The following is a 25,693-nucleotide window of genomic DNA, read 5'->3' as shown; positions in this document are numbered from 1 at the left end:
TTGAACCGGGTTTAATACTTTTCCAATAAAAGATATGAATCAACCTGCAGAAGGCACCCTTCAACAGCAAGTAGATGAACGAGAGCTAAATGTTAAGCAGAAGTATGGTACTTTTGCAGGTGTTTTTGTACCTACATTGCTTACAATTCTTGGTGTAATTCTTTTCCTGAGGCAGGGATGGGTAGTCGGAAACGCGGGACTACTCGGTGGATGGATTATCATTACCATCGCATTTGTCATTGTTACGTTCACCGCCCTTTCAATGTCCTGCATTACAACTAATATTCGAATTAAAGCAGGAGGAGCCTACTCGATTATATCTCAGTCACTGGGTCTTGAAGTTGGTGGAAGTGTAGGCGTACCACTTTATCTAGCCCAAACATTTGCCATTACCATGTATATTTTTGGTTTTAGGGAAGGTTGGCTCTACATATTTCCGGAACATTACGCCATTCTTGTAGATTTGGCTGTTTTTTCTGTGCTGCTCTTTATTGCATTTATCAGTGCAAAACTTGCATTTCGAATTCAATACATCATTTTAGCTGTAATAGTAGGTGCTCTGCTATCTGTAGGTGCAACCATTTTTACAGGGGTGTTGGAGCATGATATTCTGTGGTGGGGTGAATTCCCGGGAGCGCCGGAAAATGACTTTGAAGGGGTCAGTTTTTGGGTTGTTTTTGCAGTACTGTTTCCAGCCGCTACAGGTATTATGGCCGGTGCAAATATGTCCGGTGAATTAAAAAATCCAAAAAGAAGTATCCCTGTTGGCACCATATCTGCGATACTTATAAGCTATGGTATCTACATGGCCGTAGCCTATTGGCTGGCCAGGGTTGCTTCAACAGAAGAATTGGTCAGCAACTATAACGTGATGATCGATAAAGCATTTTGGGCACCGGCCGTTTTAGGTGGACTTCTGGGTGCCACTTTTTCTTCGGCGTTGGCATCTATAGTTGGAGCTCCTCGAATTTTACAGGCTTTGGGTGATCACGGAATCTTTCCCGGAGGTGATAAATTTTCAAAACTTGCAAAAAATGGTGAGCCACGAAATGCAATTATTCTGACCGGAGCAATCGTTTTGTTCACCCTGATGCTTCGGGACCTCAACACCATTGCCCCTCTTATAACCATGTTTTTTCTGATCACCTATATGATGATCAATCTTGTAGTGTTTATTGAGCAGAAAATGAATATGATCAGCTTCCGGCCTACTTTTTCTGTCCCCAGAACTGTCCCCATCATAGGCACAATCGGCTGTTTGTTTACGATGTTTATCATCAATCCTGTATTTGGACTGGTAGCTTTAGGGATTGTTATTGCAACCTATCTCTATCTAACAAACAGGGAATTGAAAGTCCCCTATGGAGATATGCGAAGCGGCCTGTTTACTTCTCTGGCTGAGTGGGCTGCAAAAAAAGTCTCCTTACTCCCATCAAATAATGAAAGAGCATGGAAGGCCAACCTTTTAGTTCCAGTAAGAAGCTCTCGTGAACTGCGGGGAAGTTTCAGTTTGATTCGTAACCTTGTCTACCCAAGAGGTTCCATTAAATTGATTGGAGTTTCTTCAGAACAAAAACCGGATGTACTTCGTGACTCACTTACCAATTTAGCCGATTCATTTCGTAAAGAGAATGTATATACGCGCTGGTCTGTATTAGATTCCAAAAACTTCAAGGATGCTGTGATGGACTCACTGCAAACTCTACAGGGTACTTTCTTCTCTCCCAACATTCTATTCTTAAAGTTACCTCACCAAAGCAGAAATGATGATGAAATACACAGTATCATTAATGAGGCACGTATGAATAAAATGGGCATTCAGCTCTATGCGGAAGATCCGGTTGCACAACTTGGCCGCAGTGCATCTGTAAATGTGTGGATCCACGAACAGAGTCCAAAATGGGATTTAAGTATGGACTTGGGAAATATTGACCTTTCCATGCTTTCTGCATATAAACTCTCGCACAACTGGAATGCCACCATGCGAGTTATTACAGTTGTTGAAGAGTCTGAAGTAGAAAATGCTTATGAATACCTTGAAAACCTGCTTGACATATCCCGCCTGAAAAACGTAATTCCTCATGTGGAAATTGGATCGTTTGAAGAAGCAATGCAATCAGCTCCTCAGGCGGATGTTGATTTCTTCGGTTTACCGGATGATCCTGATCTTGAAAAGCTCCGATATTTCGTAAAAGTTACCCAATCAGCTTGCGTATTTGTTGCAGACTCCGGTAATGAGAATATATTGGCATAAACACACCGTAATTTGTGCGCATTATTTTTCTGTATTGATGAAACATGAGATTATATCTGTCCGTAGAGATAATTAACCGTTAACAAATTTATCCAATATGAATCAATCGGTTCAAAAGTCTCTTCTGGCCTTTACAGTAATAACACTAACAATAATCTCTTCACCCTATCATATAGTTGCACAAAATTCAGACTCGTTTATTACCACAAGTAATGTAGAAGCTGAGATTGTTCCCCGGTATCCACGAGGCGATGCAGAATATTACATAACTACCCAGGAAAAGAGTGTTGATCTTTTACTCACAAACAGTGAAATCCTACTGCAATTCACCGATAACTATCTGGATAATATTGCTTCTGAAATTAAAAGTGAGAATGATTTGGAAGATTCCACTCACTTTGCAGCTGTTTTACGATCTGCTTTGAGCAGCGGAATTCAGAAACTCCTGGATCGTGCCATCTCAATACCACTCAATGAAATTGAAGAGATTTACTACGAAAACGGACGGTTGGTTATGATTAACCGTGAAGGTGAAGAGATGTTTGAGGATACAGACATTGATGGTGTAAAGATTATGGAAGATTTTTCACGCAGAGACGCAGCTCGTTTCATTGCTGAGGCCGAAATAAGAATGATTTGATTTAATTCATCCGTTTTATTTTACTCCTTTGCCCACTACAAACTCTCCCGGAATATCGTATCCGTTTCCATTTTTAAATTGGGATATTGAGTTTAGATATTCGTTATGGGCTTCGTGCCTCGTCTTTTCGTCAAATTTCTGATATGCAAGTGCTACCGGGCCACCGGCAAATGCTGCAAGTATTGCATGTTCATCATTTTTATAGTGCAGATTCACATTCATCCGTTCAATCCAAACAGGTTCAAACCCCGCTTTCTTCATCGAATAATTTAATGTGTTTCCGGTACCCTGCTGAAAGAACATCGGACAAACATCTGAATTCACCCTCTTATCTACAATTGGAAAAATATCAGCCCATCCACAATTTTTTCGTTCACCCCAAACAGCAATCGCTAATCTTCCTCCCGGCTTAAGCACCCTATACTTCTCTCTTAAGGATGCCACAGGATCAGGTACATACATGAGGCCAAGTGCCGAGATAGCCACGTCAAACCGTTCACCATCCATATCGAGATTTTCAGCATCCATTCTGTTAAACTCTACGTGGCCGTATCCATTACCACTCACTCTTGATTCAGCCAGTTCAAGCATTCCAGCTGATAAATCCGTTGCTATTACCTTACCGTCGGGTTCTACAGTTTTCGCTATTCTCTCTGTTACCAATCCTGTTCCACAAGCCGTTTCTAATACTTTTTCACCCGGCCTCAAGTCAATCATCTCCATTAATTTATCTTGAGCTGGTTTAAGCTGCTCTTTCCATGAATCTTCATAAAATCCTGAGGCTTTATCCCAACCGTAACGCTGTACTCGTCTTTGTAATCTAGGCTCCATTGTTAAAATAATTTTTGCTTACAATTTTTATGATAACTCAGTGATTACTGAAACAGATCAAAAAAAATCCTTATTCCTGCATCTCTTTTTCCCTTAAAATCACCTCTCTACTTACTGGTATTGCTCTTTTGAAGTCATCTAACACCGGGCTAATTTTGTCAGCTATTTCAATCACCTCCATAATTTCACTTTCTTCAGCAGGGCTCTCGATAAATACTTTATATCTCAACTTTTTGAATCCGGGTGACCGATCATCTATACCCAGCATTCCTCGGGCATCCATATCAGACTCAATGATAATTTCCAGTCGATCAATGGGCACATTCTTTAAAGCTGCCTGCTGTGAATAGGCAATGGCTAAACAACTTCCCAAGGCTCCTCTTTCCAATATACCGGGTCCGGGCCCCGCATCATTTCCACCTTCGGACTTGCCAATATCCACTTTAAATGACCAGTGTTTATGCTCCACTTCACATGTTGTACCATCAAATAAACGAACTTTAGTTACTGCCGTGCTTTTACCAAGATTTGGTTTCAACTTTACTGCTTTTCGATTTCGCTCAAACGCATTTTTAATTGTCGCAGGATCAGCCATTTTTAACTTTAATTTTTAATGAGAATTTTAGCCTTTTATGAATTCAAAAAAACTTTTCTTGTGCTGATTAAAAAAAAATCAGCGACCTGCAAAGAATCGATTTACACTTGATAGTTGGGGACGATTACTCTTCTCTGTATTTACAAATTGAAGCAAGCTTTCGTAGTAAGTTGCGGCAAGGTCACTGTCTCCAATCATGTCTGCAGCATTACCGGCACCATACAGACTATTAAAACGATTCGGAGAAATTTCAAGCGTACTCTCGTAGGCCGACAATGCCTTTTCCGGCTCATCAAGCAGAATATGCATATTTCCCAGTAACTCTCTAGCTGGCAAAACCTCTCCCGGTGTAACAGGATGTTTATCCACCGAATCCTCCATACCTGCTGCTTCTTTCATCAATGCCAGAGAATCATCAAATTTTCCCTCCTCAAATAAGACCCATGCTTGTACCGTTTTTTGCTGCACATCTACTAACAGTGCCCAATAGTCCTCACCATTTTCTACTGTTTTCTGATGAAGTTCCTCTAAAACACCGGCGGCCCGGCGAGCATCATCTAAGTCTCCGATTTTTGCAGAACCAAGACCTTTCGCCCACCATCCTATCGCTTCATATTGAGGGAATAGATCCCAGTCAAATCCACTATCAGGCCGTGGATTCAACTGAGCAGCTCCTTCCCAATCATTCTGCTCAAGTACGTAGCGTGCACGAGCTGCAGCTACTCCATAGGCGGCACCAAAATGTGGCTGGTAATTATCTATCGACATCAGTTCGTCCAACACTTCTGATGCTGCCTCATCCTCCCCTTTCTGTAAGTAACCATACATCATATAGTCCAAAGCATGAGCATGATGCATAGATGTCATATTCTCCACGGGCTGTTTTAATGCTGCATCTGCAGATCTTCGATTCCAGGCTATTGTCTCATCCCAATTTCCGATTCGTACAAAGATATGACTTGGCATATGAAGTGCGTGCGGTACATCCGGTGCTAATTTCTCATACCCTTTAGCAAATTCCACACCTTTGTCAGCCAGCACAGGATTATCATAAGCATGAATGATGTAATGGAACAGCCCCGGGTGTGCCGGTGACATTTCCAGAAGCTGTTCCATCATCTCTCCTGATTTCTTTTTTTTGCTAAAAGTCTCGTCATCGGCAGGAGCTGTAGCCAGCATAGACAGTCCATAAAAAGCTCCGGCTTCTACATCTTCAGGATTCTGATTATAAATCTCCTCAAGAGTGTGTTCCCATGCTTTTACACCCTCTCTATACCCCTGTTTGTCCGCCGTTTCATAATAACTGGATAGAGCACGAATATGATTTTCTTCTTTCTGAGAGTCGGCACCAATATCCCCCGCCATTTTAATAGCTTCGTATCCTTCTTGGAACATTTGTTCATCAGGCGGTGCCCAAAGCGGATTAAACTGAGTCATAGCTACACCCCAATAAGCCATCTCACAATTTGGGTCAGCTTTTATCGATTCATTAAAAATGTCGTATGCCTGATCGTACATCATATTATGCAGCATGGTAAGACCATCGGTAAAATAAATACTCCCCTCTTCATTACAGGAAACCTCAAATTGAACGTTTCCGGCATTCTCTCCACTATTCTGAGCAATTAAGAGTGTTTGATTTAAAAAGAAGAGCCCAAAGATCCAGAGAATTATTTTTCCATTCTTGATCATAATAGTAAATGTGTGATTTGTTTATTTAATTATAGGTATTGATTGATCCATCTTATGGCGTTTACACGATCCCTCATCAATAGAAGCCGAAAAATTGATGATCGTTTATCATTATGGGGTTGTGCTCTCAATTAAGAGGTTGGGAGGAGCTAACGTGATGTTTTCTTGGATAGAACGGAGAGGTAAAATGGTGGAGAGTTCCAAAATTACATTGTTGTTACAAAAGCACGCTTCCGGCCATCGTGAGGCTCTGGACGAGCTTATACCTCTCGTGTATGAAAAAATGCAAGCCATGGCGAAATATCGCCTTCAAGGTGAAAAGGATGATCATACGATTAACACCACCGCACTGGTACATGAAGCCTACCTTAAATTAGTTGATTTTGATCGGATAGAATGGCAAAACAGAGACCACTTTTTCGGAATTGCTTCGCAGGTGATGAGAAACATTTTGGTAGATTATGCTATTAAACAACAGGCCCAAAAACGTGGTGGAAAACAGCAGAGGGTTACTTTGGGTGAAGCCGATTGTGTTACAGAACTAAACCTGGAAGATGTATTGACGGTTCATCAACTTCTCGAAAAGCTGGAAAAAATTGATGAGAGACAAGTAAGGGTTGTAGAGTGCAGGTTTTTTGGTTGCCTGACCATAGAAGAAACAGCAAAAGCACTCAACATTTCAACCGCTACCGTGAGCCGTGATTGGAATATGGCAAGAGCATGGCTGAACAGAGAGCTGGAATCCTTCCAATAAAGATCGCTTAATATGAGTGGGAATGATAAGTGGCATATTATTAAGAAGATTTTCAATGAGGCAATAGAGCTTGAAGACTCTAAAAGAGAGAATTTTATTGAGAAGAGTTGTGAAGAAGACACCTATCTGATTAACGAGGTTTGGAGTTTAATTAAGGCGAGTAAGCATCCCAGCCCCATAGACCAATCAATCGCCCCACTCACCGCCGGTGTTTTTGAAACCAAGAATTTATGTGGTAAAAAAATCGGCTCTTATAAAATATTGAAAGAGATAGATCATGGCGGTATGGGTACGGTGTACCTGGCCGAACGGGATGATGGTCATTTTGAACAAAGGGTGGCCCTTAAGCTCCTTAAAAACGGATTCAGTACAACCCGCCAGATTCAACAATTTGTTGCAGAACGGCAGATTCTTGCTACTCTCAATCACGACCATATTGCCCGATTGCTCGATGGGGGTGTAACGGAAGATGGACAGCCCTGGTTTGCAATGGAACACGTAGAAGGACTTCCAATTGACCTTTACTGTGATAAGCATCGCCTGAACCTGAAAGAGAGACTTTCACTTTTCATGGATGTATGTAACGCGGTTCAATATGCACATCATAAACTGATCATTCACCGTGATCTTAAACCATCAAACATTTTGGTGACTGACAGTGGCAGTATAAAACTGCTCGATTTTGGTATTGCAAAAGTACTAAATCCAGATGAGCTGCACGGAATTAGAACTGATGAAATCACAAAGGGTTTGATGCCTTTAACTCCGGAATATGCCACTCCTGAACAGACCCTTAATCATCCCATAACCGTGGCATCTGATATCTACCAGCTTGGAATTATCCTTTATGAACTTCTTACCGGTAAAAGACCATACAAGGTGGAAGGCAGAACTGCTGAAAGGATTAAAGAGTCCGTATGCAAAACCATACCGATTCCCCCAAGCAGTGCACTCAACACCAAAGAGGATTTATCAGAACTTTCTCATATACAATCAGAAAAAAAACTGGAAAAAGAGCTTCGGGGCGATCTAGATGCCATCATTCTCAAAACTCTCCGGAAAGAACCTGAAAAAAGATATCACTCCGTCGGTCAGTTTACAGCCGATATAAAAAGGTATCTGAAGGAATATCCTGTAAAAGCCCGCCAAGACTCGGTAGTTTACCGCTCTCATAAATTTATACAGCGAAATAAATTAGGGGTCGTATCTTTTTCGGCCATCATTTTAATGTCTTTCATCTATCTGGTAACCGTCACGAATCACTCTCAACAGATTGAGACGGCGCTGAATCAGGCGCAAACGGAGGCTGAAAAATCTGAACAGATCATAAATTATATGATGGGGATGTTTAAGTCCGGTAATCCAACCGAAAATCTTGGTGAAACTGTTACTGCAAATATGCTGCTGAATCGTGGAATTGAGCAGGCTGATCAGCTTCGTGATCAACCCGGCATTCAGGCTCAAATGTATGATGTGATTGGCAGGGCTTATCGGGAACTTGGAGAATATGAAAAGGCGTATCCTTTATTGAATAAATCCCTGGAAATATGGAAAGAGCATCAACCGGAATCTGACCTGACCCTTGCTGATGCTTACTATAATTTGGGCACCGTACTGCACCATATGGGAGATTACCGGGAATCTGATATCAACTTTAAAAAAGCTGTTCAGATTTATGAGCAAAAACCCGGGCTCGAATCTACGGAATATGCAAGTAGTTTATATGCAATCGCTTCGGTACGTACTGTTCAACGAGATTACGAAACGGCAGAAGCTTATCACAAACGGGCTCTTAAAATGAGACTTCAATTACCTGATGAGGATCCGGCAAATATTGGAGCCAGTTATGAAGGCCTTGGAGTAACACTGTTCCAATCCGGGCAACCGGAAGACGCCATGGAGATGCTTCAAAACGCTTATAATATATACCGGGATCACTACAGACGGGATCATCCTGAAACTGCTCAACTACTGATCACACGATCCAGAGTTCTTCAACATTTTGAAAAGACGGATCAGGCTGAAAAAGATCTTAAGGAAGCACTTGAAATCTACAAGAGCGTATACGGAGAAAACCATACCGAAACCGGTGTCGCTAAAAAAGCTTTAGGCGATTTCTATCAATCTACAGGGAAATATGCCCTTGCAGAATCCCTTTATCAAGAACTTCTGAATTCTATTGCACAGACTAATGAAGATTCCCACCCTTTGAAACGGCCAGTACTGCAAGCATTATCCCGGCTCTACATGGAAACCGGCAATTACCAAGCTGCAGAACCAACCTTACGGAAAACTGTTCAACTTCTGGAATCTGTCTTAAACCCGAATCACCCTCGTCTCAGTTCAGCTCGAAGGGAGTTGGGATTGTGCCTGACCAATTTAGGGAATTTTGAAGACGCAGAATTTCAACTGCTGAAGAGCTTAACTTCTATTCAAAACCGATCAGAAAACAGAGGTTATCAACAGGAAGAAATAGCCGAATCACTGGAAGCCCTTGTTGAACTTTATGAACAGTGGGGAAACTCAGAAAAAATGACAACCTACAGCAATCATTTAGCTCAGCTTTCTGAAGTAAATTAATATTCAAAAACTAAAACAGTCATGATTATGCTTCCGCAGTGACAGGTTCCATAATGTAGTCGACTTTAAAAATTCGTTTTACCGGAAACCCACTTTTTTCTGCGTGCTCATGAACCAAATCTTCATTATCGGCTACATAGATGCAATGGGTCCGGCCTTCACTGATGTATGAGTGAACCCATTGAATCTTTGGACCAATATCTCTTAATGCCCGTATTGATTGTAAGGCCGCAGCCTTTTTATCACGATCGTTTAATTTATCCACTCCGGGAACTTCCCTTTCTATTACAAATTTCGGCATATTGACATAAAGTTTAATGTTATAAAATCAGTTCTTTATAATGATGTTTTCGATTATAAAGACCCGCTGTCGATGATGAATAACAACGGGCCTTTTATTGGATAAATACTTGAAATATCAGATATCATTGGAGTTCATATCTATTGTAATCATGAATCCGTTTGTACCATTAGACTCATAGGTATTATCTCCAATCCTGTATGCCTGTACCGTATTCGGCATCATTACGAATCCATCATTCCGGGGAGCTCCCCAATACTGAATATTAGTAAGAACTGCCGGCTCATTATTCAGTGCAGTTGCCGGAGTTGCAAGGCGCATTTCACCTGCCCGACCATTATTAAGAAGTGCTGTAGCATCGTTTGAATTTGCCTCCCACTGAATACTCAAATCTTCTTCAAGGCTGAAGGATTGCCATTCGGCTGGAAAAAGAGGGCCAAGAATTTCTGTTATTCCTTCTTTTTGTTCAGATGTTACTGATGGATCAAAGTGTAATTTAGCCCAATCCACTTCTCCGTCTTCCCATCCTTCTCCAAGATCACCTGCAATCCAGAAAGTAACACCGTCCAGATTTACATCACCGTAATGACCCTCATTAATTTTCCACGCCATGTTAAACTTGCAGTAGTGCGTACTTTCGCCTTCAGCATGTTCGTGACCGGCCGGCTCTGTATTAAAGTAACATTGACAAAACATTGGACATGTACATGCCTCAATGGTTGTTGCATTAATTGACCAATCACTCACTTCAGAATTGCTCTTTTCCGAGTGCATCAACAAAAATGCCGATCCGAAAAGTAAAATAATCGTTAGTCCGATATAGATAGTTCTGTTCATAACATTAATCCCTTTTTGATTTTATATTGACTTCTTATAGATGATTCTAAATGTGCACTATTCTTGATTCTATTTTTCAACACTCTCATTGGTTATCTTAAATGTGGGCACAGTTATTTCTAACCATCTATAAACAGTAGCCGAAAAAACCGGAGGATTTTATCATTAGGAGAGAAAAGATTTCTATAAAAATTCAGCTTGAGAAGCTGAATAATAACAAAGAAGTTTTTTTTTGTAAATAAAAAAAGGGAGCGACTATCCCCGGGCCGCTCCCTTTTTTTGTTTTGAACTTTTGAAAAGAGCTGCTCAACACCCTTCTCAAAAGACTCTGTCTTGATAATCATTAAGTCAAAACCTAAATATAGACTTGGTCTGACTGTATGACACAAGAAACAGAGATTCCTTACAGAATTATTTTTAAAAAAGTAAAATTATGGGGTAATCACTGTTTTGCCTCTTGTATGGAGGGATTCTATCTCCTGAAGAGCCTGTTGTGTATTATCCAGTTCATACGTTTTTGATACAGGAACTTTCAAATTACCACTATCGGCCAGTTCACTTAAATGAGCGAGCTGAACAGCGTTCGGTTCCACAAACACATATTGAAAGTGTACATCATCTCTTCGTTCCGGATCACTATTGGTAATGGAGATGAGTCGGCCTCCCTTCTTCAGTCTGTCATGCGACTGAGCCAGCGAATCTCCCCTGGAACAGTGAAAAATCATATCTACCCCATCCGGTACAATCTGATCAACAGCTTCACCGACATCACCCTTACTGTAGTCTATGGTGTAATCGGCACCCAGTTCCTTCATGTAATCCTGGTTTGAAGATCCGGCAACAGCAATTACGTTAGCCCCTTTCCATTTGGCTAGTTGGATGGCCAAAGAACCGACCCCACCTGATGCTCCCAAGATCAGTAAATTTTCACCATCTTTTATATCACCTGCATCAAACAGGGACTGGTACGCTGTTAACCCGGTAAGTGGAACACCTCCGGCCTCCTCCATCGTCAGTTTTTCAGGACTCTTGGCTACATAGCTTTCCGGAATCGAAATATACTCTGCAAACGTTCCGTGTTGAATAACAGGCCTCCGGGCATAGGCGTAGACCTTATCCCCTTTTGCAAATCTTCGTGCAGAGTGCCCTCTCTCTTCAATCAAGCCGGCAACATCCCAACCGGGTACAACGGGAAACTCAGCCGGTATGGCATCTTTCAACATTCCGCGAGCCACGGCAGCATCCACCGGATTCACTCCTGCCGATTGAATCCGAATAAGCACCTCACCCTCTCCCGGTTCCGGTTTATCCAACTCTCCCACTTTAATCTGATTTAGTTCGCCAAACTCTTCATAATAAGCGGCTTTCATTTTCTTGCTCATAACTATTTCAATTTAAATTAATTGGTTTCGTCTGTTCATGAGTCAGAACAAGGTAGTTGCAGAATGCGTTTCGATTTCACCGTGGATGAAACTCCCAAGCATGATTTTCGTAGAGTTCCGAAAGATTTGAACAATTCATATTTATCAGTATATATGTTTAAATAATTGAGAGTTTGCACATCAAACAATCGGGGAATCATGAAAACCTTACCTTCACTCTGCTTCACTTTTTCATTTCTTTTAGTTGCTGCCACAAGTTTTGCTCAAACTTCAGTTCAATCGGAACAATCTATAACTGTTGGGGAATCCATTGAAAATTCCCTGTCTGCTGATGCTGTTCATACATACACCCTTGAACTCAAGGAAGAACAATTTGTACACGGTTTCGTCATTCAGGAGAGTGTTGATGCTGTCGTTACAATTTACAGTCCCACAGGTGAAAAAGCCGCTGAATTTGACGCTTCAGCAGTGGGTCGAGATTCATTTCAGTTTAATACGAAGAACGCCGGAACCTACCGAATTGAGATAAAACCCTTTAAAGAGGATGAAGGAGAGTACTCCATCAGGGTTGAAGTGGTGGAGCCGATTGCCACGGAACCGGCGGCAAGGTTAAATCAGATGATGGTAGAATATACCGGAGATGATGTGCCCGGTGCCGCCGTTTTGGTCATGAAAGACGGAGAGATCATTTTTCAGGAGTCTTATGGGATGGCCAATCTCACATATGATGTTTCCATGACCGAAAATACGCTCCATAATATCGGTTCCACTTCCAAGCATTTTCTTGCACTCGGTCTGTTGTTGTTGCAGGAAGAAGGGAAACTCTCTCTCGACGATGATGTCCGGGAATATATCCCCGAACTTCCTGAGTTTGAACACACCGTTACTCTTCGGAATTTAATTACACATACAAGCGGATACAGGGAGTTTATCAACCTGATGGTCATGACAGGGAGAAATATAAGTTCCAATCTGGACATCGATAAGATCATCGACATTGTACAGCGTCAGCCGGAACTGCAAAATGTTCCCGGCAGTGAGTTCAACTACAACAATACCGGATATGCGCTGATGACCGAAGTGATAAAACGGGTTACGGATACTCCTTTCGATGAATGGATGAAAAAAAATCTTTTTGATCCGCTGGGAATGCACAATACCGTTGTACGAACCCGATCGGATCAAATCGTAACGAATCGATCAACAGGTTACAGCTACGGCAATAACGGTTATGAAGAAGTAACAGACCTTGGTGGTGCGGCCGGTGCGGGTGGTATTCATATAACTCTTGACGATTTTGCAAAGTGGATTCAAAATCTGAATCATCCTGTAGTAGGAACTCCGGAAATGATTGAAGAGATGACCACTCCTTATGAACTCAAGAACGGTAAATCAACAGGCTATGGACTCGGACTATTTATTCAGGACTACAAAGGATTGAAGCAGATTCATCATGGCGGCGGAGATATGGCTCACCGTTCGATGTTTATGCTTTTCCCGGAAATCGATGCGGCTATTGTTACACAGAGTAACCTGGCCTCTTTTAATGGTGCTATCCCAAACCGCATTGCCGATCTCTTTTTTGGAGAGTACATGGAAACGAATGAAGACTCTGAACAGGAGAAAACTCTTGCCTCGGATGATGAAACCGAATTTGAGTATGATCCCAAAAATTTTGATCTGTTAGCCGGACGATATGAGTTGAGCATCATGCCGGGCTTTATCCTTACTTTTGATCGTGAAGGGGATCGAATTTATACCCAGGCTACCAATCAGCCCGAAGTAGATCTGACTGCAACATCCGATTCCACCTTCTCCCTGATGGGTGTAAACGCCTCTGTGACCTTTCACCTGAATGAAGATGCAACAGCAGACTCCCTCACACTTCATCAAAACGGCAATCATATTGCTAAAAAGATAGACTTTACACTCGCCCCTGATGAAATGTCAGAATATACAGGCCGGTTCTACAGCGATGAGATTGAAACCACCTATACCATTGAACTTAAAGATGATGAACTCGTGATGCAGCACTTTCAGCTGGAGGAAGAGATGATACTGGACCCAACCCACAAGGATCAATTCGGTTCTGTAATGCCCATTCAAACCGTAGAGTTTGTTCGAAATGATGAGGGTGAGATAACCGGTTTTAATGCCTCGAACGGCAGAACGAGGAATGTATTTTTCAGGAAAATGGAATAATCCAGCAATTGTGACGGTAGAAATTCTGTAATTACAGACTATTCAAATCCTACCCAAACCGGTACATCCAGAAATTCACCCAGTTCTCGGGCATCTTCCAAAATTTCATTTTTTTTGCCGTGATCGATTACATTGAGGCGCCGGCCGTCATCAAGAACCAAATTCAACTCGTAACTGTAGTAAGAAGATTTATCACTCTTCACATACTCCCGGATTATTTGAATGGCGTATATGTTGCTAAACATTGTCGCATCCTTTTCATCTTCAGGCCGGTAGATATAATCCGGCTTTTTATGCCCCTTCCAATACATGCTGGTATATTTATCAAATACACGAGGTTTAGCCATAGAGTAGTAGATCCAACCACCTACACCGGCAAACAAAGCACCAAAAAGGAGAATACCCAGCACACCCCAAACTGATTCCATATCCGGACTATCTGACCCTGCGGTTAAAAAAAGAATAGGGAAACCGACCCCCACAGTAATAAAAAGTCCGGAAAAGAGTTTTGCTCCAAGTGTGGGTCGAAACTCCAGGCGTTGAGAATCTACAGCAACCATCTTATGAGTGTGGAAATTACTCCCTCCCCGTTTCTGAGGTACCCACTCAATCGATTCAGCCAGCGGATCATTAAACCGGGTGGCATCAAACGGCTCGATTGAACCTGCTGTTTTTATCAATGTTTTAAGTTTTTCAAGCATGATTGATGTTGTTAAATGATCGGTTGAATTTACCTATTCTTGAGCTTTTGACCATCCGGATAAATTCATCATAATTTCCATGAAAAAATTTTATTTGTGGTCAGAACGAAATCGAAATTAAATGTATTTATCGAATTAATGCAATCATGAAAATTTATGATGGCATAATCACAACCCCCCTTAATCATTAATATTCGACATTATGAAATACACTATAACCATTTTAACTCTTTTAGCAGGCCTGTTGATTTTTTCAGCCTGCAGTGACAGTACCGTAAGCAGCTCTGAAGCTGATCTGACGATTGAAGAGTTCAATTCCGAAGCCGAAAAAAGAGCACCATCTCCCGGCAATCAAACCATTGCAGATATCGTAGTAGAATCCGCTGCAGCTGATGACGCTGAATTCACCCTTTTACTGGCAGCACTGGAGTATACCGGATTGACCGATGTGTTTACCGGTGGTGACCAATACACTGTATTTGCTCCGGTTGACCAAGCCTTTTTAAATCTTGTGGATGCTCTGTCCGCAGATCTTGATCCGGATGTTGTTGAAAGTGAGGGCCCTTTCGCTGCAATCGACGATCTTCTTGGTGAAGGTGCTGTAGCAAATGTACTGCTTTACCACGTAACTGAAGGACGACGGGCAGCAAATAGTGTGGTTCCAAAAAACATGCGGGCAAAAGACCGCAAAATTAATACCCTGCTTGATGGTGCTAGTTTTAATGTAGCATTCGGCGGCACTATTAGCGATATCGCCGGCCAGGAAGCAAGTATTACCTCCGCCGATAACTCTGCTTCAAATGGAATTATCCATGTAATTGATACCGTACTGCTTCCTTTGGAGTGATACTTTAAAGTTATAATTCAATCTATTACAATGCCCACGCATTTAAACCTGTGTGGGTATTTTTTTGATTTTATTAACTGATCACAAAAGCAATTCCTTTACTTCGGTTTAGCTAGAATTGCTAGTTTGTTGATTTTCTGAATTTTTTAAAGGTTTTGAAGAACTATGTTCAAGCAAACCGGAATTATTAACTAAACCTGCTTCGTCAATTTATTTACTCAATATCTCAAAGCACGGACAGCTTTTACATGTATCAAGTCACTCTTCAGTCACTGTAAACTCAATAAATTGCCCGTCGATATCCGCAAATTGCACTCTAAGAAGAAAGGCACTGCATTCGGTTGGATCCGGTGGACCGAGATATATCCGACCGGATTTTTCATGAGAATAGGCTCCGGTTCTGTCGAGGGTAATCTGGACTTCCAGTTCATACATTCCTGACCGTGAGTTATAGGGGAGAATAAACGTGTTCAAAAATTCACCCTGGTTTCCCTTAATGAAAGTCAGGGTATTGTCTACAAACAGTTCATCTTCTCCCAAGGTAATCAGGGCAAAATTGTCATTGGTTTCTTCAAACAGATTGACTTGCGTTCTTCTGTTATTGATGTAATCTGCAAAGAAGTCATTGGTTGACGGCAGCTCAATATTCAGTGTCAAAACGGTGCCTTTTTCATAGGAGGTATCCAGCGGTGTTAGGGAAATGAGGTTCACAACATCCTCTACTTCCCAGTTTTCAAGAGTAGAACAGTCATCTTCACATTGTGTCATGATAAATGCGGGAATCAGAAACAGAATTAGAACAAGTAATTTCATGATACAGTTGAGTGGTTTGTAGGGGAGGATGTTTAAAAAAAATGATGAATATGTTCAACATAGGATGTTTAGACATTGCATCGTGAAGGTTCGCATGAACCAAGATGAATTTAACCAGCCTATATTATCAAATTATGATGAATTGCATCTGCAGGTAAAACCTAAATTTATTGCCGGTTGAAAAGTAACTGCGACTAAGCGGGATCATATCAATTTGCGGCGGCTCTACAATACTCTTCAATTAATTTTAAAGACTTTCAGTATCGTTCATTTGGAACTGATACTATACTTTCACTCCGATCCTGCTTCTAGCTCGAATTGCATTGAAAAAATTTGAGACATAAAAAAAGCCCTCACCTGAAAACAGATGAAGGCTTGTACCTCGGGCCGGGCTCGAACCGGCACTGACATTGTAATGTCAATTGGATTTTAAGTCCAACGCGTCTACCAATTCCGCCACCGAGGCATTAAATTGAATTGGAAGTTCTGTCTTTTAAACAGATTTCAAATATAAGGGAATCCCCAATACTTGAACAACATTTTTTAAGGCTTTTTTCTCCTCCCTATCTCTATCTGATTTTCTTCAGAACCTAGGTTCCATTTTGGGATTTATTAAAACAGTAATCCGGGAACAAAATGTGATTTACCGATTTAAAATAAAATTGGTTTTCATGTATCAAATCAGGAACAAACCTCCTCAAACACAGTTTTGAATGTTGGGTGATTTACCCTGAGCGGAGCCCCAGAAAAATAATGAATGCCGAATCCTATCATTTTATGAATACTGAAACTGCTACCAAAACCACTGACAAACCTCGATCAAAAGCCAAAAAAGGATTTTTCAACTCTCTGAACAGTGACCTGGCGATTGACCTGGGTACTGCAAATACTCTCATCTATCTTCGCGACCAAGGTATCGTTCTGAATGAACCATCTATCGTCGCTCTCGACCCTAATGGCAAAATCATCGCGGTGGGAATAGAAGCTCAAATGATGCATGAAAAAACCCACAAGAACATCAGAACTGTACGTCCTTTGAAAGGCGGAGTGATTGCCGATTTTGATATCGCGGAAAAGATGATGCGCGAAATGATCAGGAAGGTAATGAAAAAGCGCTGGTTTGCTACCGTTAAAAAAATGCTTGTTACGGTTCCCAACGGCATTACCGCCGTTGAGAGAATGGCCGTGAGAGACAGTGCGGAAAATGCAGGAGCAAAAGAGGTTTTTCTGATTGAAGAGACCATAGCCGCAGCTGTGGGAATGGGACTGAATGTCAATGAACCGATGGGAAATATGGTAGTCGACATCGGTGGCGGAACAACAGAAATAGCCATTATTTCGCTTTCCGGTATTGTACATGCCCAATCGGTTCGAATTGGCGGTGAAAAGATGAATGAGGAGATTGTCAATTTTATCCGCAGAAAGCATAACTTGCTGATTGGGGAACGAACCGCTGAAAAAATTAAACATGAAATTGGATCGGCCATACCCGGCGGTGAGGAGAAAGAGATGATTACAAAAGGTCGTAACCTCGTCAGTGGAGTACCAAAAACCCTCACAGTTACTTCAGAGGATGTACGCGAGGCTATTCATGAATCGGTAAATGCGTGTCTGGATGCCATCACAAAGTCCCTGGAAAATACACCACCGGAACTGGGTGCAGATATTCTGGATCGTGGCATCATGCTAACCGGCGGCGGCGCACTTCTTCGGGATCTTGACCGCATGATTTCTGAAGCCATTGAGCTCCCGGTTCATGTAGCTGAAGATCCGCTGACCACCGTAGTAAGAGGAACCGGAATAATCCTGGAAAATCATGAAGAGTATCAAAATTCTCTTTTTTAGGTCAGTCCCTAAAAAGTATTTTCGAATATCGCTCACACAGTAGGTAAAATCTTCTACTGTAATCCCTCTATTTTACGTTAGATCGTAATAATCGGTGTAAGGAAGAATAAAATTCCGTTCCATACAGACAGTTTATATAAATGCATAAAATGCATTCAACAAGAGATATACAAAACACTTTAGGCAACATATTTTGAACGTGACTACAGCACCCGAATCAGACAGTGACATTGAAATTTCAAAAATGATTGATGACTATATAGATGGGAATCTATCAGTTGATGAAATTGAAAACATATGGGTATTTTTCATACAAAACCCTGGTTGGTACTCCTATTTCGAAACAGCATTAACGTTACGATCTATACGCGAGGACCTCGCACAGAATAAGTACTAAAACTCTATTCGAAACTCCGATCTGTTTGAATCCATTTGATTCCAATAGATGAAAAGGGTTCTCTTTTCACGATCATAATTCCAACCCTGCGATTCATTCGTCCGATCAAGAATATTGCCATTTACGGTAATCTGAGTCGGTTCATCAACCATCTTGAACCGTATTTCGTAGTCGGTTTGTTTACGCCGGTCTGAAAACCCATTCACCATTGCACCGATGTTAAACGTGGAGTACCCCTCCCCTTCAAAATATCGATAGGCGATGGTTGAAAATTCTCCGGATTGGTATTCCAGCGACTCGCCATCGTCTTCGTATAAACGAAATGATCCGGAACCGCCTGAGTAGACATCAATCAGCAATTTGCTATTATTTCCGAGTAATATCGGTTTTGCATCCGGCCTCTGCGGAATGATGCCTCCCCCTTTTACAAACAACGGCAACGAATTCATCGATACATCTACAGTAAATGACTGCCCACCCTCAAACATTTCCTCAGTTTGAAAGTTGTACCAGACGCCTTCCGGCAGATAAACTTCACGATTGTCGGCTCCCTCTTCAAAAACAGGAGCAACCAGAAAATACTCCCCAAATAGAAACTGCCCGGGAAAATCCCGATACCCGGTTATTAATTTCGTACCCACTGTTCGTGCCCGGTTCGTGTAACTGTAAATGTAGGGGAACAGTTGTTGGCGCAGCTGAATTAGATTTTTCAACTCCTCGAGTAGCTCATCGGAAAATCCATCATCAGCAGCCGGCGTAAACATTACATTTTGAAATGCCGAGAGTTGAAGTGTTCTGAGAATCAACTCATCAGACGGTCTGATGTTATTCAGATTACCGGGTTCATACCACTCCGGAGGGATCACCAGCCAGGCAGATTCATAGGTTGCCAGGTCCGGATTCGAAAGTATATTCACAGCTTCTTTCATATAGTCAAAACCTGCCGTGATCTCTGGTTTATACCATGGAAGTGGAAAGTCTTTGTATCTGCTATCCAATAGATTTTGAGCGGGATAAAGATTTAATCCCCTTGAACGGCGTGATTCAACATTCAAATCTTCGAAAGGTTGATAATCACTGTAATAAACAAAATCCGGACCACTTTCAGTTGATAACCTTCCAAGTTTAAAGTGAGGTGAAAATGCATTCTGACCACTATCATTTTGGTCAATCAGAAGTGCATCGGCCATTTCGATGTTTTGATTTTGGTTTACAATAGAACCAAAAACCCAGGCCGGTGGTATGGCAGACTGTTCAAGGCGTTTATCAATCACCGGATCGATCCTCCAATCTTTGGTTTCCGGGTAACCGGTTCCATTTGGAATTAAATCGCCATTCTTCGACATATGAATTTTTGATACGTGCAATCCACCAACACCACCTGACTCTAACTGCAGCTTATAGAATCCTTCTTTAGCAAAATTTAGAACAACTGGATCATCAGTAAACTGATCTCTATTCACCCAGTTTGGAATTGATTCCCCGTTGAGTTCCACACGATGAGTGGAAATGAATTCATCATTCTCATCCAGCAGACGTAGTTGAAGTGGATTATTTTGACCGGTTTCTGAAGCTCCGAGAATCCATAGCGCATAGCTTCCTGCGTTTTGGACGTAAAATTGAAGTTCTAATTCTCCGGGTTCATTATCTGATACATCAAGAGATCTCAAGGAGAAAACCGGTGGGTTTCTGTAGTTCTCCCAATATTCGTTTCCCTCTGCCTCCGATACATGAATCGATACAATTCCTTCCGCATTGTAGTAGTCTGCCTGCGGCGGACGGTTACAAGACCATAAAAATAGTGAGATCAGTAAAAAAGAAATCCCCCCGCGAAATGATAATACCATCGATCAAACAGAATATAAGTTCACAATTTAATAAGACTTGAAAATCGTGAATTGAGAGCCAAATCGGAAAACTTAGTTTCTATAATGAATATTTCGCCTGAAAAGAATTAGATGGGTATCCCACTTAAAACCGTACTGGCAATTGATGATATAAGTAATTTTAGATAAGGAATTGAGATATTGGCGAGTGTATCTGTTACTGAATAACAGAAAGACACTCGCGTTTCAATATTAAAAAATTAGTCGTGAGAGTTATTTACTTGCTCCTTAAAATCTTTAGACATTTTAAGAACCGGTACATATTGTTCCGGTACGATAACTTCTTCATTTGTTTTGGGGTTTCTGGCAACACGTTGCGCACGCTTTACGACTTTAAAACTACCAAATCCGCGCAATTCAATATGTTCACCGCGTTTCATCGCATCTATTACCGTGTCCAAAAATCCATTTACCACAGCTTCAGTTTCCACTTTGGTAATTCCTGTCGATGATGATATCACATCAACAATGTCTGCTTTCGTCATAATTTTGGGATTTACGTCAATTTTTTTGATTAATTACGAAATCTATTTAGAGAGTATTCTTGAACTCTTTAGTTTTGAAAGTGATTTTGAAGAGCTATCGTTCACTTTGTATCTAATTTTCACAAAATTTAAGATAAATCTTTTATACATTCGGTCTTGAATTAATCAGAATCTAAATAAACATAATGGAAACGCTTGACAGAGTAGTTGATTTTTTAAACAACCTGGTTTGGAATACCCCGGAAATGTTGCCGCTCATGGTAATAGCACTTCTGGGCTTTGGTATATTCATCACCCTCAGAATGGGATTCATCCAACTTCGAAAATTTGGTCACGGTGTAAAAGTTGTGATGGGTCATTACGACAACCCCGATGACACCGGTGATGTAAACCATTTTCAGGCCCTCTCCACTGCTCTCTCAGCTACCGTGGGTATCGGTAATATTGCAGGTGTAGCGATTGCCATTCACTACGGAGGTCCCGGTGCCCTTTTTTGGATGTGGGTAACCGCGTTTTTTGGAATGGCTATTAAATATTCCGAGTGTTTACTTGCCATTAAATATCGAATTAAAAATGCCGATGGCTCTGTTTCCGGTGGACCCATGTACTATATCGAACGCGGACTGGGTCCGAACTGGAAGTGGCTGGCCGTCACCTTTGCTGCATTAGCCGTGATCTGTTCATTCTTCACAGGTAATGCTATTCAGGCCAACACCGTTGCCGATGTAATGGAGAACTCCTTTTTCTTCACTGTACCAACGTATGTAACCGGTTTGATCACTGCATCACTTGTTGGATTTGTAATTATAGGCGGTATTAAGCGAATTGGATATGTAACCGCACGGCTCACCCCTTTGATGGCTCTTCTGTATGTATTGGGTGCACTACTCATCTTGCTGCTGAATTATGATCAGGTGATACCTTCATTCATAACCATTTTCACATACGCATTTGATCCTGTAGCCGGTGCATTTGGTGTCGGTTCCGGTCTCTTCATCACTACCATGGTATGGGGTGTGAAGCGGGGATTATTCTCGAATGAAGCCGGTCAGGGTTCAGCCCCTATTGCTCACGGTGCCGCAAAAACTGAAGAACCTGTTCGGGAAGGCGCCGTTGCCCTGCTTGAACCATTTATCGATACGATTTTAGTTTGTACAATGACCGGTCTGGTTATTATTTCAACAGGTGTATGGGATACAAAGCATCCAACCGATGTAAACCTCAACTCGCCCGACATGGGATATGAAGTTGCGGAGGTTACTGAAAATCCATTTATCCTTGAAGTAGAAGAAGGCATTGTAACTAATGGAACTCTTCTCAGAAATGATTTTTCTATTGACACCCTTTATGTAAATCCGGCTCAAACCGAATTCTTTAGCGGTACAATTGATATGAGTACATACACCGCTTTCCGCTCTGATACCGGTGAAAGCTCTGGTACCGTTTACGGTAATGCAATTTATAATGGGGCAACACTTACCTCCCAGGCTTTTGAAGTTGGTCTTTCTCCACTCATTCCCGGCGGTAAGTACATTGTTACCATCTGTGTTCTCCTTTTTGCCATCTCAACATCCATTGCATGGAGTTACTACGGCGATCGATCCATTCAGTATCTGGCAGGCGACAAATCAATCATATACTACAAAGGAGTTTATATCCTCCTTCACTTTATCGGTGCAATTACAGCTCTTGGAACCATCTGGGCCATCGGGGACATTGCTCTCGGCTTGATGACATTTCCGAACCTGATTGCGCTCTTTGCTCTTTCCGGGGTCGTTTACGCAACCTCTAAGGAGTACTTTAACAGAATGGAAGAAACCGAAGACGATGAGTAAACGTCAGAAGATTTTAGACAAAGTAACCGTAATTGATCATCCGGTGGTGGCTCGAGATCTCTCAATCCTGAGAGATAAAACCACCGGCACAGCTGAGTTTCGTGCTGCCATGGGCAGAATAGCAACGATTCTGGCTTACTTTGCCCTGAAAGATCTTCCACTGCGTAAATCCACTATTCAAACCCCTATTACTGAAACTGAGGGATACGAAATTGATACAGAAATCATCATCGTTCCTATTCTTCGTGCCGGACTGAGTCTGGTAGACGCCATTATCGATTTTATTCCGGATGCGAAAGTGGGGCATCTGGGCATGTATCGGGATGAAGAAACTCACCGACCGGTTGACTACTACTCGAATCTTCCTAAAGGGGTAAAGAAAGGATTGGTTTTGGTTGTGGATCCCATGCTGGCAACCGGAGGCAGTGCCGATGATGCCATTGGTTTCATGAAAAAACAGGGAGCCAACAATATCCGCTTTATATCGTTAATAGCGGCACCGGAAGGTTTGGAACGAATCAGTAAAAAATATCCGGAGGTTAAAATGATTTCTGCTGCGGTAGATGAACAGCTGAATCAAGATGCATTCATTGTACCGGGTCTGGGTGATGCCGGTGATCGCTATTTCAGCACTACTTAGTTCAGCCTGTTTATTGGATCATGATTTTAATAGTTCTGGTTTGAGGAGCACTAAACCAAGCTGACAAGAGAAATCCTTCAGAATGAAATTTATGCCAAAAATTCAATTTCACATTATTATCCCCGGATTTCTTGTCTCACTTCTGCTTGCCGGTGCTTGCAGTGATCTGTCGGAATATGACAGTGAACAGGTTCGCTCTACACTGAACGACTCCCTCATTACATCCACTGAAAGCTGGGACGTTCAGATGACCCTTATGCAACAGGAACAGGCCCGAATATCTATTGAAGGGAGCTATGCGATAAGTTATCAGTCTAACGAACGTTCTGAAACTCACATAGACGGCCCCGTTTACGTTCAGCTCTTCGATACAACCGGTGCCGTAGAAACAGAAGCCTGGAGTAAAAAAGCCATATACCTGGAAAATAAAAGTGAATTTGAACTTTACGATTCTGTTCGTGTACTCACAAATACAGACCGCGAGCTCTACTCCGATTTCTTGGTCTGGTCACAAAAAACCGATAGAATTACATCTCCAAGATTTGTGACCATCGTTACACCCACAGATAGTATATCCGGCCGGGGATTTGATGGCTTAACTGATCTCTCCTCCTACACTATCGATGAACCTCGCGGAAGACTGATCGTTGATTAATGAAAAACTATAAGGTATATCTATTTTCTCTACTCGGTTGGGGGCTTCTGTACTTAATCAACCCTGAGATCTCCCAATCACAAAACCGCGTTAATATTGTTGATGCAGAAAGAGCTGAGGGAGCTGTAATTGATGGGCAAACTGTAAGAAAGTTATTGGGCAGTGTGGAGCTCGAAACCGATCAAATGTCAATGAATGCAGACAGCGTATATCAGTTTACCGATCAAAATATGCTGCATGCCTTTAACATTCAGATTGAAACTGAAACGGAGATCATTTGGGCAGACACCCTTTTCTACAATACACAAACAGATTACAGTGAACTTCGAGGCCGCGTCATCATTCAGTCCGAAACCAATACGGTTTTCAGTAATGCGATGGATGCAGCTCTCGCCCTGGATCTGATTATCTTTAGCGATCCCATACGATTTGAGGATGAACGAGGTACTCTTCTGGCCGGATCAGGACTCTATTACCAAGATGTAGACAGTGCCGCATTTCGAGGAAATGTACAACTGGCTGATAGTACGCAGTATCTGGAATCGGACTCCCTTTTCATGAATCGGCAAAAGGATCTTTATGAATTGTTTGGCCGGGTTTATGCCGAAGATTTCGAAGATAAAGTCATTTTTACGGGTGATTATCTCTATGCCGATTCTACAGGATATAGATTACTGGAAGGTGACGATGCTTGGCTAATGGAGCTGAGCGACAGTGAAGCCGACACAACGCACCTACTGGCAAAAAAGATTGAACTGCTTGAAACCGATTCCACATCTACAATGGATGCCTTTGAAGATGTTCGGATCTGGTCTACAAAATTTTCGGCCGTAGCAGACACCGCACTCTATCGTGATCACGAGGAGAAGTTTGAGCTGAGATCCAATCCCAAATTGTGGCAAGGGAATATTCAACTGACGGGTCCCATTATAGAAGCTCACCTGGAAAATGATGATATCCGGTTTCTATCCTCCTACCCTCGCCCTATTGCGGTTCAGGAAGATTCAGTTACAGGCAGACTCCACCAGATGGCCGGAGATACCCTGCACTCCTATTTTGACGATGGTGCTGTTGAACGAATTGTTGTTTATAACGAAAGCGAAATTATTTTTCACCAGCGTGATGATAATGAAGAGCCGGACGGCTTGATTGAGTTAATCGCATCGGGATCATCCACCATGTATTTTGTGGATGGCGAGTTTGATTTTTTCAAAGCCGAAAGAAATGTAGATGGTTCCTATCTGCCCGAATCACCTCAGAACGTAAATCGGCAGCTGGATAATTTTGCCTGGCACCCCGATCAAAAACCGTCAAGACCGCTGATTCAAATTCCCAGACTTCCGGCAATCCCTGAAGAGCGTCCTTTTGAGTTACCACCCAGATATGTTCGATATTTGGAAGATAATCAGAATTGAAACAGATTTGAGATATGAGAAGAGAGATATGAGAGTTTTAATGACTCTCACTTCTTTTATTTACTTATCCGATAAGTTTCTTTGGAGAGTATAAATCATTTTCTGA

At 41.9% G+C, this 25,693-nt stretch carries 21 protein-coding genes and 1 tRNA gene; 11 read left to right on the top strand and 11 right to left on the bottom strand.

Features of this window, described 5'->3' with window-relative positions:
* The first annotated feature begins 34 nt into the window (after positions 1 to 34).
* Together CWD77_RS01290 and CWD77_RS01285 are read left to right on the top strand one after the other, a co-directional pair.
* Positions 35 to 2,254: an amino acid permease gene (locus tag CWD77_RS01290; protein WP_101071425.1), complete on the top strand. Its 2,220-nt coding sequence runs from the start codon at positions 35 to 37 to the stop codon at positions 2,252 to 2,254.
* Between the two features lie 97 nt (positions 2,255 to 2,351).
* A complete protein-coding gene (locus CWD77_RS01285; protein WP_101071424.1) occupies positions 2,352 to 2,894 on the top strand; it encodes a hypothetical protein in 543 nt (180 codons plus the stop codon).
* A 15-nt stretch (positions 2,895 to 2,909) separates the two neighbouring features.
* On the opposite strand, the gene CWD77_RS01280 is transcribed toward CWD77_RS01285, so the two are convergent.
* The 3 genes from CWD77_RS01280 to CWD77_RS01270 all read right to left on the bottom strand — a co-directional run bounded on the left by CWD77_RS01280 (position 2,910) and on the right by CWD77_RS01270 (position 6,012).
* On the bottom strand, positions 2,910 to 3,725 hold the full coding sequence (locus CWD77_RS01280; RefSeq protein WP_101071423.1) for a class I SAM-dependent methyltransferase: 816 nt from the start codon (positions 3,723 to 3,725) through the stop codon (positions 2,910 to 2,912).
* Between the two features lie 70 nt (positions 3,726 to 3,795).
* Entirely contained in the window at positions 3,796 to 4,320 is a 525-nt protein-coding gene (locus tag CWD77_RS01275) for an OsmC family protein (protein WP_101071422.1), read from the bottom strand.
* A gap of 78 nt (positions 4,321 to 4,398) precedes the next feature.
* On the bottom strand, positions 4,399 to 6,012 hold the full coding sequence (locus tag CWD77_RS01270) for a hypothetical protein (RefSeq protein WP_101071421.1): 1,614 nt from the start codon (positions 6,010 to 6,012) through the stop codon (positions 4,399 to 4,401).
* Between the two features lie 187 nt (positions 6,013 to 6,199).
* Between CWD77_RS01270 and CWD77_RS01265 the strand changes: the two genes are divergently transcribed.
* Complete coding sequence (locus tag CWD77_RS01265; protein WP_165779044.1) at positions 6,200 to 6,766, top strand: sigma-70 family RNA polymerase sigma factor; 567 nt, start codon at positions 6,200 to 6,202, stop codon at positions 6,764 to 6,766.
* A 12-nt stretch (positions 6,767 to 6,778) separates the two neighbouring features.
* A complete protein-coding gene (locus CWD77_RS01260; protein WP_101071419.1) occupies positions 6,779 to 9,346 on the top strand; it encodes a serine/threonine-protein kinase in 2,568 nt (855 codons plus the stop codon).
* A gap of 25 nt (positions 9,347 to 9,371) precedes the next feature.
* Here the strand turns inward: CWD77_RS01260 and CWD77_RS01255 are convergent, their stop codons facing one another.
* The 3 genes from CWD77_RS01255 to CWD77_RS01240 all read right to left on the bottom strand — a co-directional run bounded on the left by CWD77_RS01255 (position 9,372) and on the right by CWD77_RS01240 (position 11,866).
* Positions 9,372 to 9,647, bottom strand: coding sequence for a DUF4242 domain-containing protein (locus tag CWD77_RS01255; protein WP_101071418.1), 276 nt, complete (start codon positions 9,645 to 9,647; stop codon positions 9,372 to 9,374).
* Between the two features lie 117 nt (positions 9,648 to 9,764).
* A complete protein-coding gene (locus CWD77_RS01250; protein ID WP_101071417.1) occupies positions 9,765 to 10,484 on the bottom strand; it encodes a DUF1326 domain-containing protein in 720 nt (239 codons plus the stop codon).
* A 431-nt stretch (positions 10,485 to 10,915) separates the two neighbouring features.
* On the bottom strand, positions 10,916 to 11,866 hold the full coding sequence (locus CWD77_RS01240) for an NADP-dependent oxidoreductase (RefSeq protein ID WP_101071415.1): 951 nt from the start codon (positions 11,864 to 11,866) through the stop codon (positions 10,916 to 10,918).
* A gap of 198 nt (positions 11,867 to 12,064) precedes the next feature.
* On the opposite strand from CWD77_RS01240, the gene CWD77_RS01235 reads away from it, so the two are divergent.
* The gene (locus CWD77_RS01235) at positions 12,065 to 14,068 is read left to right on the top strand and encodes a serine hydrolase (RefSeq protein ID WP_101071414.1); all 2,004 of its coding nucleotides are present in this window, start codon (positions 12,065 to 12,067) and stop codon (positions 14,066 to 14,068) included.
* A 38-nt stretch (positions 14,069 to 14,106) separates the two neighbouring features.
* Here the strand turns inward: CWD77_RS01235 and CWD77_RS01230 are convergent, their stop codons facing one another.
* Positions 14,107 to 14,769, bottom strand: coding sequence for a hypothetical protein (locus CWD77_RS01230; protein ID WP_101071413.1), 663 nt, complete (start codon positions 14,767 to 14,769; stop codon positions 14,107 to 14,109).
* Positions 14,770 to 14,971: 202 nt separating this feature from the next.
* On the opposite strand from CWD77_RS01230, the gene CWD77_RS01225 reads away from it, so the two are divergent.
* Positions 14,972 to 15,616: a fasciclin domain-containing protein gene (locus tag CWD77_RS01225; protein WP_101071412.1), complete on the top strand. Its 645-nt coding sequence runs from the start codon at positions 14,972 to 14,974 to the stop codon at positions 15,614 to 15,616.
* A gap of 258 nt (positions 15,617 to 15,874) precedes the next feature.
* On the opposite strand, the gene CWD77_RS01220 is transcribed toward CWD77_RS01225, so the two are convergent.
* Both CWD77_RS01220 and CWD77_RS01215 read right to left on the bottom strand, forming a co-directional pair.
* Positions 15,875 to 16,429 (bottom strand): hypothetical protein, encoded by a 555-nt coding sequence (locus tag CWD77_RS01220; RefSeq protein ID WP_101071411.1) that lies wholly within the window; start codon positions 16,427 to 16,429, stop codon positions 15,875 to 15,877.
* Positions 16,430 to 16,807: 378 nt separating this feature from the next.
* Positions 16,808 to 16,895: transfer RNA gene (locus CWD77_RS01215), tRNA-Leu, on the bottom strand.
* Positions 16,896 to 17,206: 311 nt separating this feature from the next.
* Here CWD77_RS01215 and CWD77_RS01210 point away from each other — a divergent pair.
* The gene (locus CWD77_RS01210) at positions 17,207 to 18,274 is read left to right on the top strand and encodes a rod shape-determining protein (protein ID WP_101072900.1); all 1,068 of its coding nucleotides are present in this window, start codon (positions 17,207 to 17,209) and stop codon (positions 18,272 to 18,274) included.
* Positions 18,275 to 18,667: 393 nt separating this feature from the next.
* Here the strand turns inward: CWD77_RS01210 and CWD77_RS01200 are convergent, their stop codons facing one another.
* Both CWD77_RS01200 and CWD77_RS01195 read right to left on the bottom strand, forming a co-directional pair.
* On the bottom strand, positions 18,668 to 20,518 hold the full coding sequence (locus CWD77_RS01200) for a glycoside hydrolase family 31 protein (RefSeq protein ID WP_101071409.1): 1,851 nt from the start codon (positions 20,516 to 20,518) through the stop codon (positions 18,668 to 18,670).
* Between the two features lie 239 nt (positions 20,519 to 20,757).
* Complete coding sequence (locus tag CWD77_RS01195; RefSeq protein WP_101071408.1) at positions 20,758 to 21,042, bottom strand: HU family DNA-binding protein; 285 nt, start codon at positions 21,040 to 21,042, stop codon at positions 20,758 to 20,760.
* A gap of 185 nt (positions 21,043 to 21,227) precedes the next feature.
* Here CWD77_RS01195 and CWD77_RS01190 point away from each other — a divergent pair, with 185 nt between their 5' ends.
* The 4 genes from CWD77_RS01190 (at position 21,228) to CWD77_RS01175 (ending at position 25,587) form a co-directional block, all read left to right on the top strand.
* Positions 21,228 to 22,877, top strand: coding sequence for an alanine/glycine:cation symporter family protein (locus CWD77_RS01190; RefSeq protein WP_165779043.1), 1,650 nt, complete (start codon positions 21,228 to 21,230; stop codon positions 22,875 to 22,877).
* Positions 22,870 to 23,517 (top strand): uracil phosphoribosyltransferase, encoded by a 648-nt coding sequence (gene upp, locus CWD77_RS01185; protein WP_101071407.1) that lies wholly within the window; start codon positions 22,870 to 22,872, stop codon positions 23,515 to 23,517. The genes CWD77_RS01190 and upp overlap by 8 nt, the downstream gene beginning before the upstream one ends.
* Positions 23,518 to 23,608: 91 nt before the next feature.
* The gene (gene lptC, locus CWD77_RS01180; protein ID WP_165779042.1) at positions 23,609 to 24,172 is read left to right on the top strand and encodes an LPS export ABC transporter periplasmic protein LptC; all 564 of its coding nucleotides are present in this window, start codon (positions 23,609 to 23,611) and stop codon (positions 24,170 to 24,172) included.
* A complete protein-coding gene (locus CWD77_RS01175; protein ID WP_101071405.1) occupies positions 24,172 to 25,587 on the top strand; it encodes an OstA-like protein in 1,416 nt (471 codons plus the stop codon). Before lptC ends, CWD77_RS01175 begins: the two co-directional genes overlap by 1 nt.
* Positions 25,588 to 25,693: the final 106 nt, after the last annotated feature.

Source organism: Rhodohalobacter barkolensis, from assembly GCF_002834295.1.
GTDB classification, from domain to species: Bacteria; Bacteroidota; Rhodothermia; order Balneolales; family Balneolaceae; genus Rhodohalobacter; species Rhodohalobacter barkolensis.
Note: the sequence above shows the minus strand (reverse complement) of the source record. Positions and strands in the feature narration are given on the sequence as shown.

Bases quoted from the DNA above. Each gene is read 5' to 3' on its own strand.
- CWD77_RS01195 (WP_101071408.1), bottom strand. From the start codon at position 21,042: ATGACGAAAGCAGACATTGTTGATGTGATATCATCATCGACAGGAATT.
- CWD77_RS01200 (WP_101071409.1), bottom strand. From the start codon at position 20,518: ATGGTATTATCATTTCGCGGGGGGATTTCTTTTTTACTGATCTCACTA.
- CWD77_RS01175 (WP_101071405.1), top strand. From the start codon at position 24,172: ATGAAAAACTATAAGGTATATCTATTTTCTCTACTCGGTTGGGGGCTT.
- lptC (WP_165779042.1), top strand. From the start codon at position 23,609: ATGCCAAAAATTCAATTTCACATTATTATCCCCGGATTTCTTGTCTCA.
- CWD77_RS01285 (WP_101071424.1), top strand. From the start codon at position 2,352: ATGAATCAATCGGTTCAAAAGTCTCTTCTGGCCTTTACAGTAATAACA.
- CWD77_RS01190 (WP_165779043.1), top strand. From the start codon at position 21,228: ATGGAAACGCTTGACAGAGTAGTTGATTTTTTAAACAACCTGGTTTGG.
- CWD77_RS01250 (WP_101071417.1), bottom strand. From the start codon at position 10,484: ATGAACAGAACTATCTATATCGGACTAACGATTATTTTACTTTTCGGA.
- CWD77_RS01290 (WP_101071425.1), top strand. From the start codon at position 35: ATGAATCAACCTGCAGAAGGCACCCTTCAACAGCAAGTAGATGAACGA.
- upp (WP_101071407.1), top strand. From the start codon at position 22,870: ATGAGTAAACGTCAGAAGATTTTAGACAAAGTAACCGTAATTGATCAT.
- CWD77_RS01275 (WP_101071422.1), bottom strand. From the start codon at position 4,320: ATGGCTGATCCTGCGACAATTAAAAATGCGTTTGAGCGAAATCGAAAA.
- CWD77_RS01280 (WP_101071423.1), bottom strand. From the start codon at position 3,725: ATGGAGCCTAGATTACAAAGACGAGTACAGCGTTACGGTTGGGATAAA.
- CWD77_RS01235 (WP_101071414.1), top strand. From the start codon at position 12,065: ATGAAAACCTTACCTTCACTCTGCTTCACTTTTTCATTTCTTTTAGTT.
- CWD77_RS01225 (WP_101071412.1), top strand. From the start codon at position 14,972: ATGAAATACACTATAACCATTTTAACTCTTTTAGCAGGCCTGTTGATT.
- CWD77_RS01265 (WP_165779044.1), top strand. From the start codon at position 6,200: ATGGTGGAGAGTTCCAAAATTACATTGTTGTTACAAAAGCACGCTTCC.
- CWD77_RS01260 (WP_101071419.1), top strand. From the start codon at position 6,779: ATGAGTGGGAATGATAAGTGGCATATTATTAAGAAGATTTTCAATGAG.
- CWD77_RS01210 (WP_101072900.1), top strand. From the start codon at position 17,207: ATGAATACTGAAACTGCTACCAAAACCACTGACAAACCTCGATCAAAA.
- CWD77_RS01255 (WP_101071418.1), bottom strand. From the start codon at position 9,647: ATGCCGAAATTTGTAATAGAAAGGGAAGTTCCCGGAGTGGATAAATTA.
- CWD77_RS01270 (WP_101071421.1), bottom strand. From the start codon at position 6,012: ATGATCAAGAATGGAAAAATAATTCTCTGGATCTTTGGGCTCTTCTTT.
- CWD77_RS01220 (WP_101071411.1), bottom strand. From the start codon at position 16,429: ATGAAATTACTTGTTCTAATTCTGTTTCTGATTCCCGCATTTATCATG.
- CWD77_RS01240 (WP_101071415.1), bottom strand. From the start codon at position 11,866: ATGAGCAAGAAAATGAAAGCCGCTTATTATGAAGAGTTTGGCGAACTA.
- CWD77_RS01230 (WP_101071413.1), bottom strand. From the start codon at position 14,769: ATGCTTGAAAAACTTAAAACATTGATAAAAACAGCAGGTTCAATCGAG.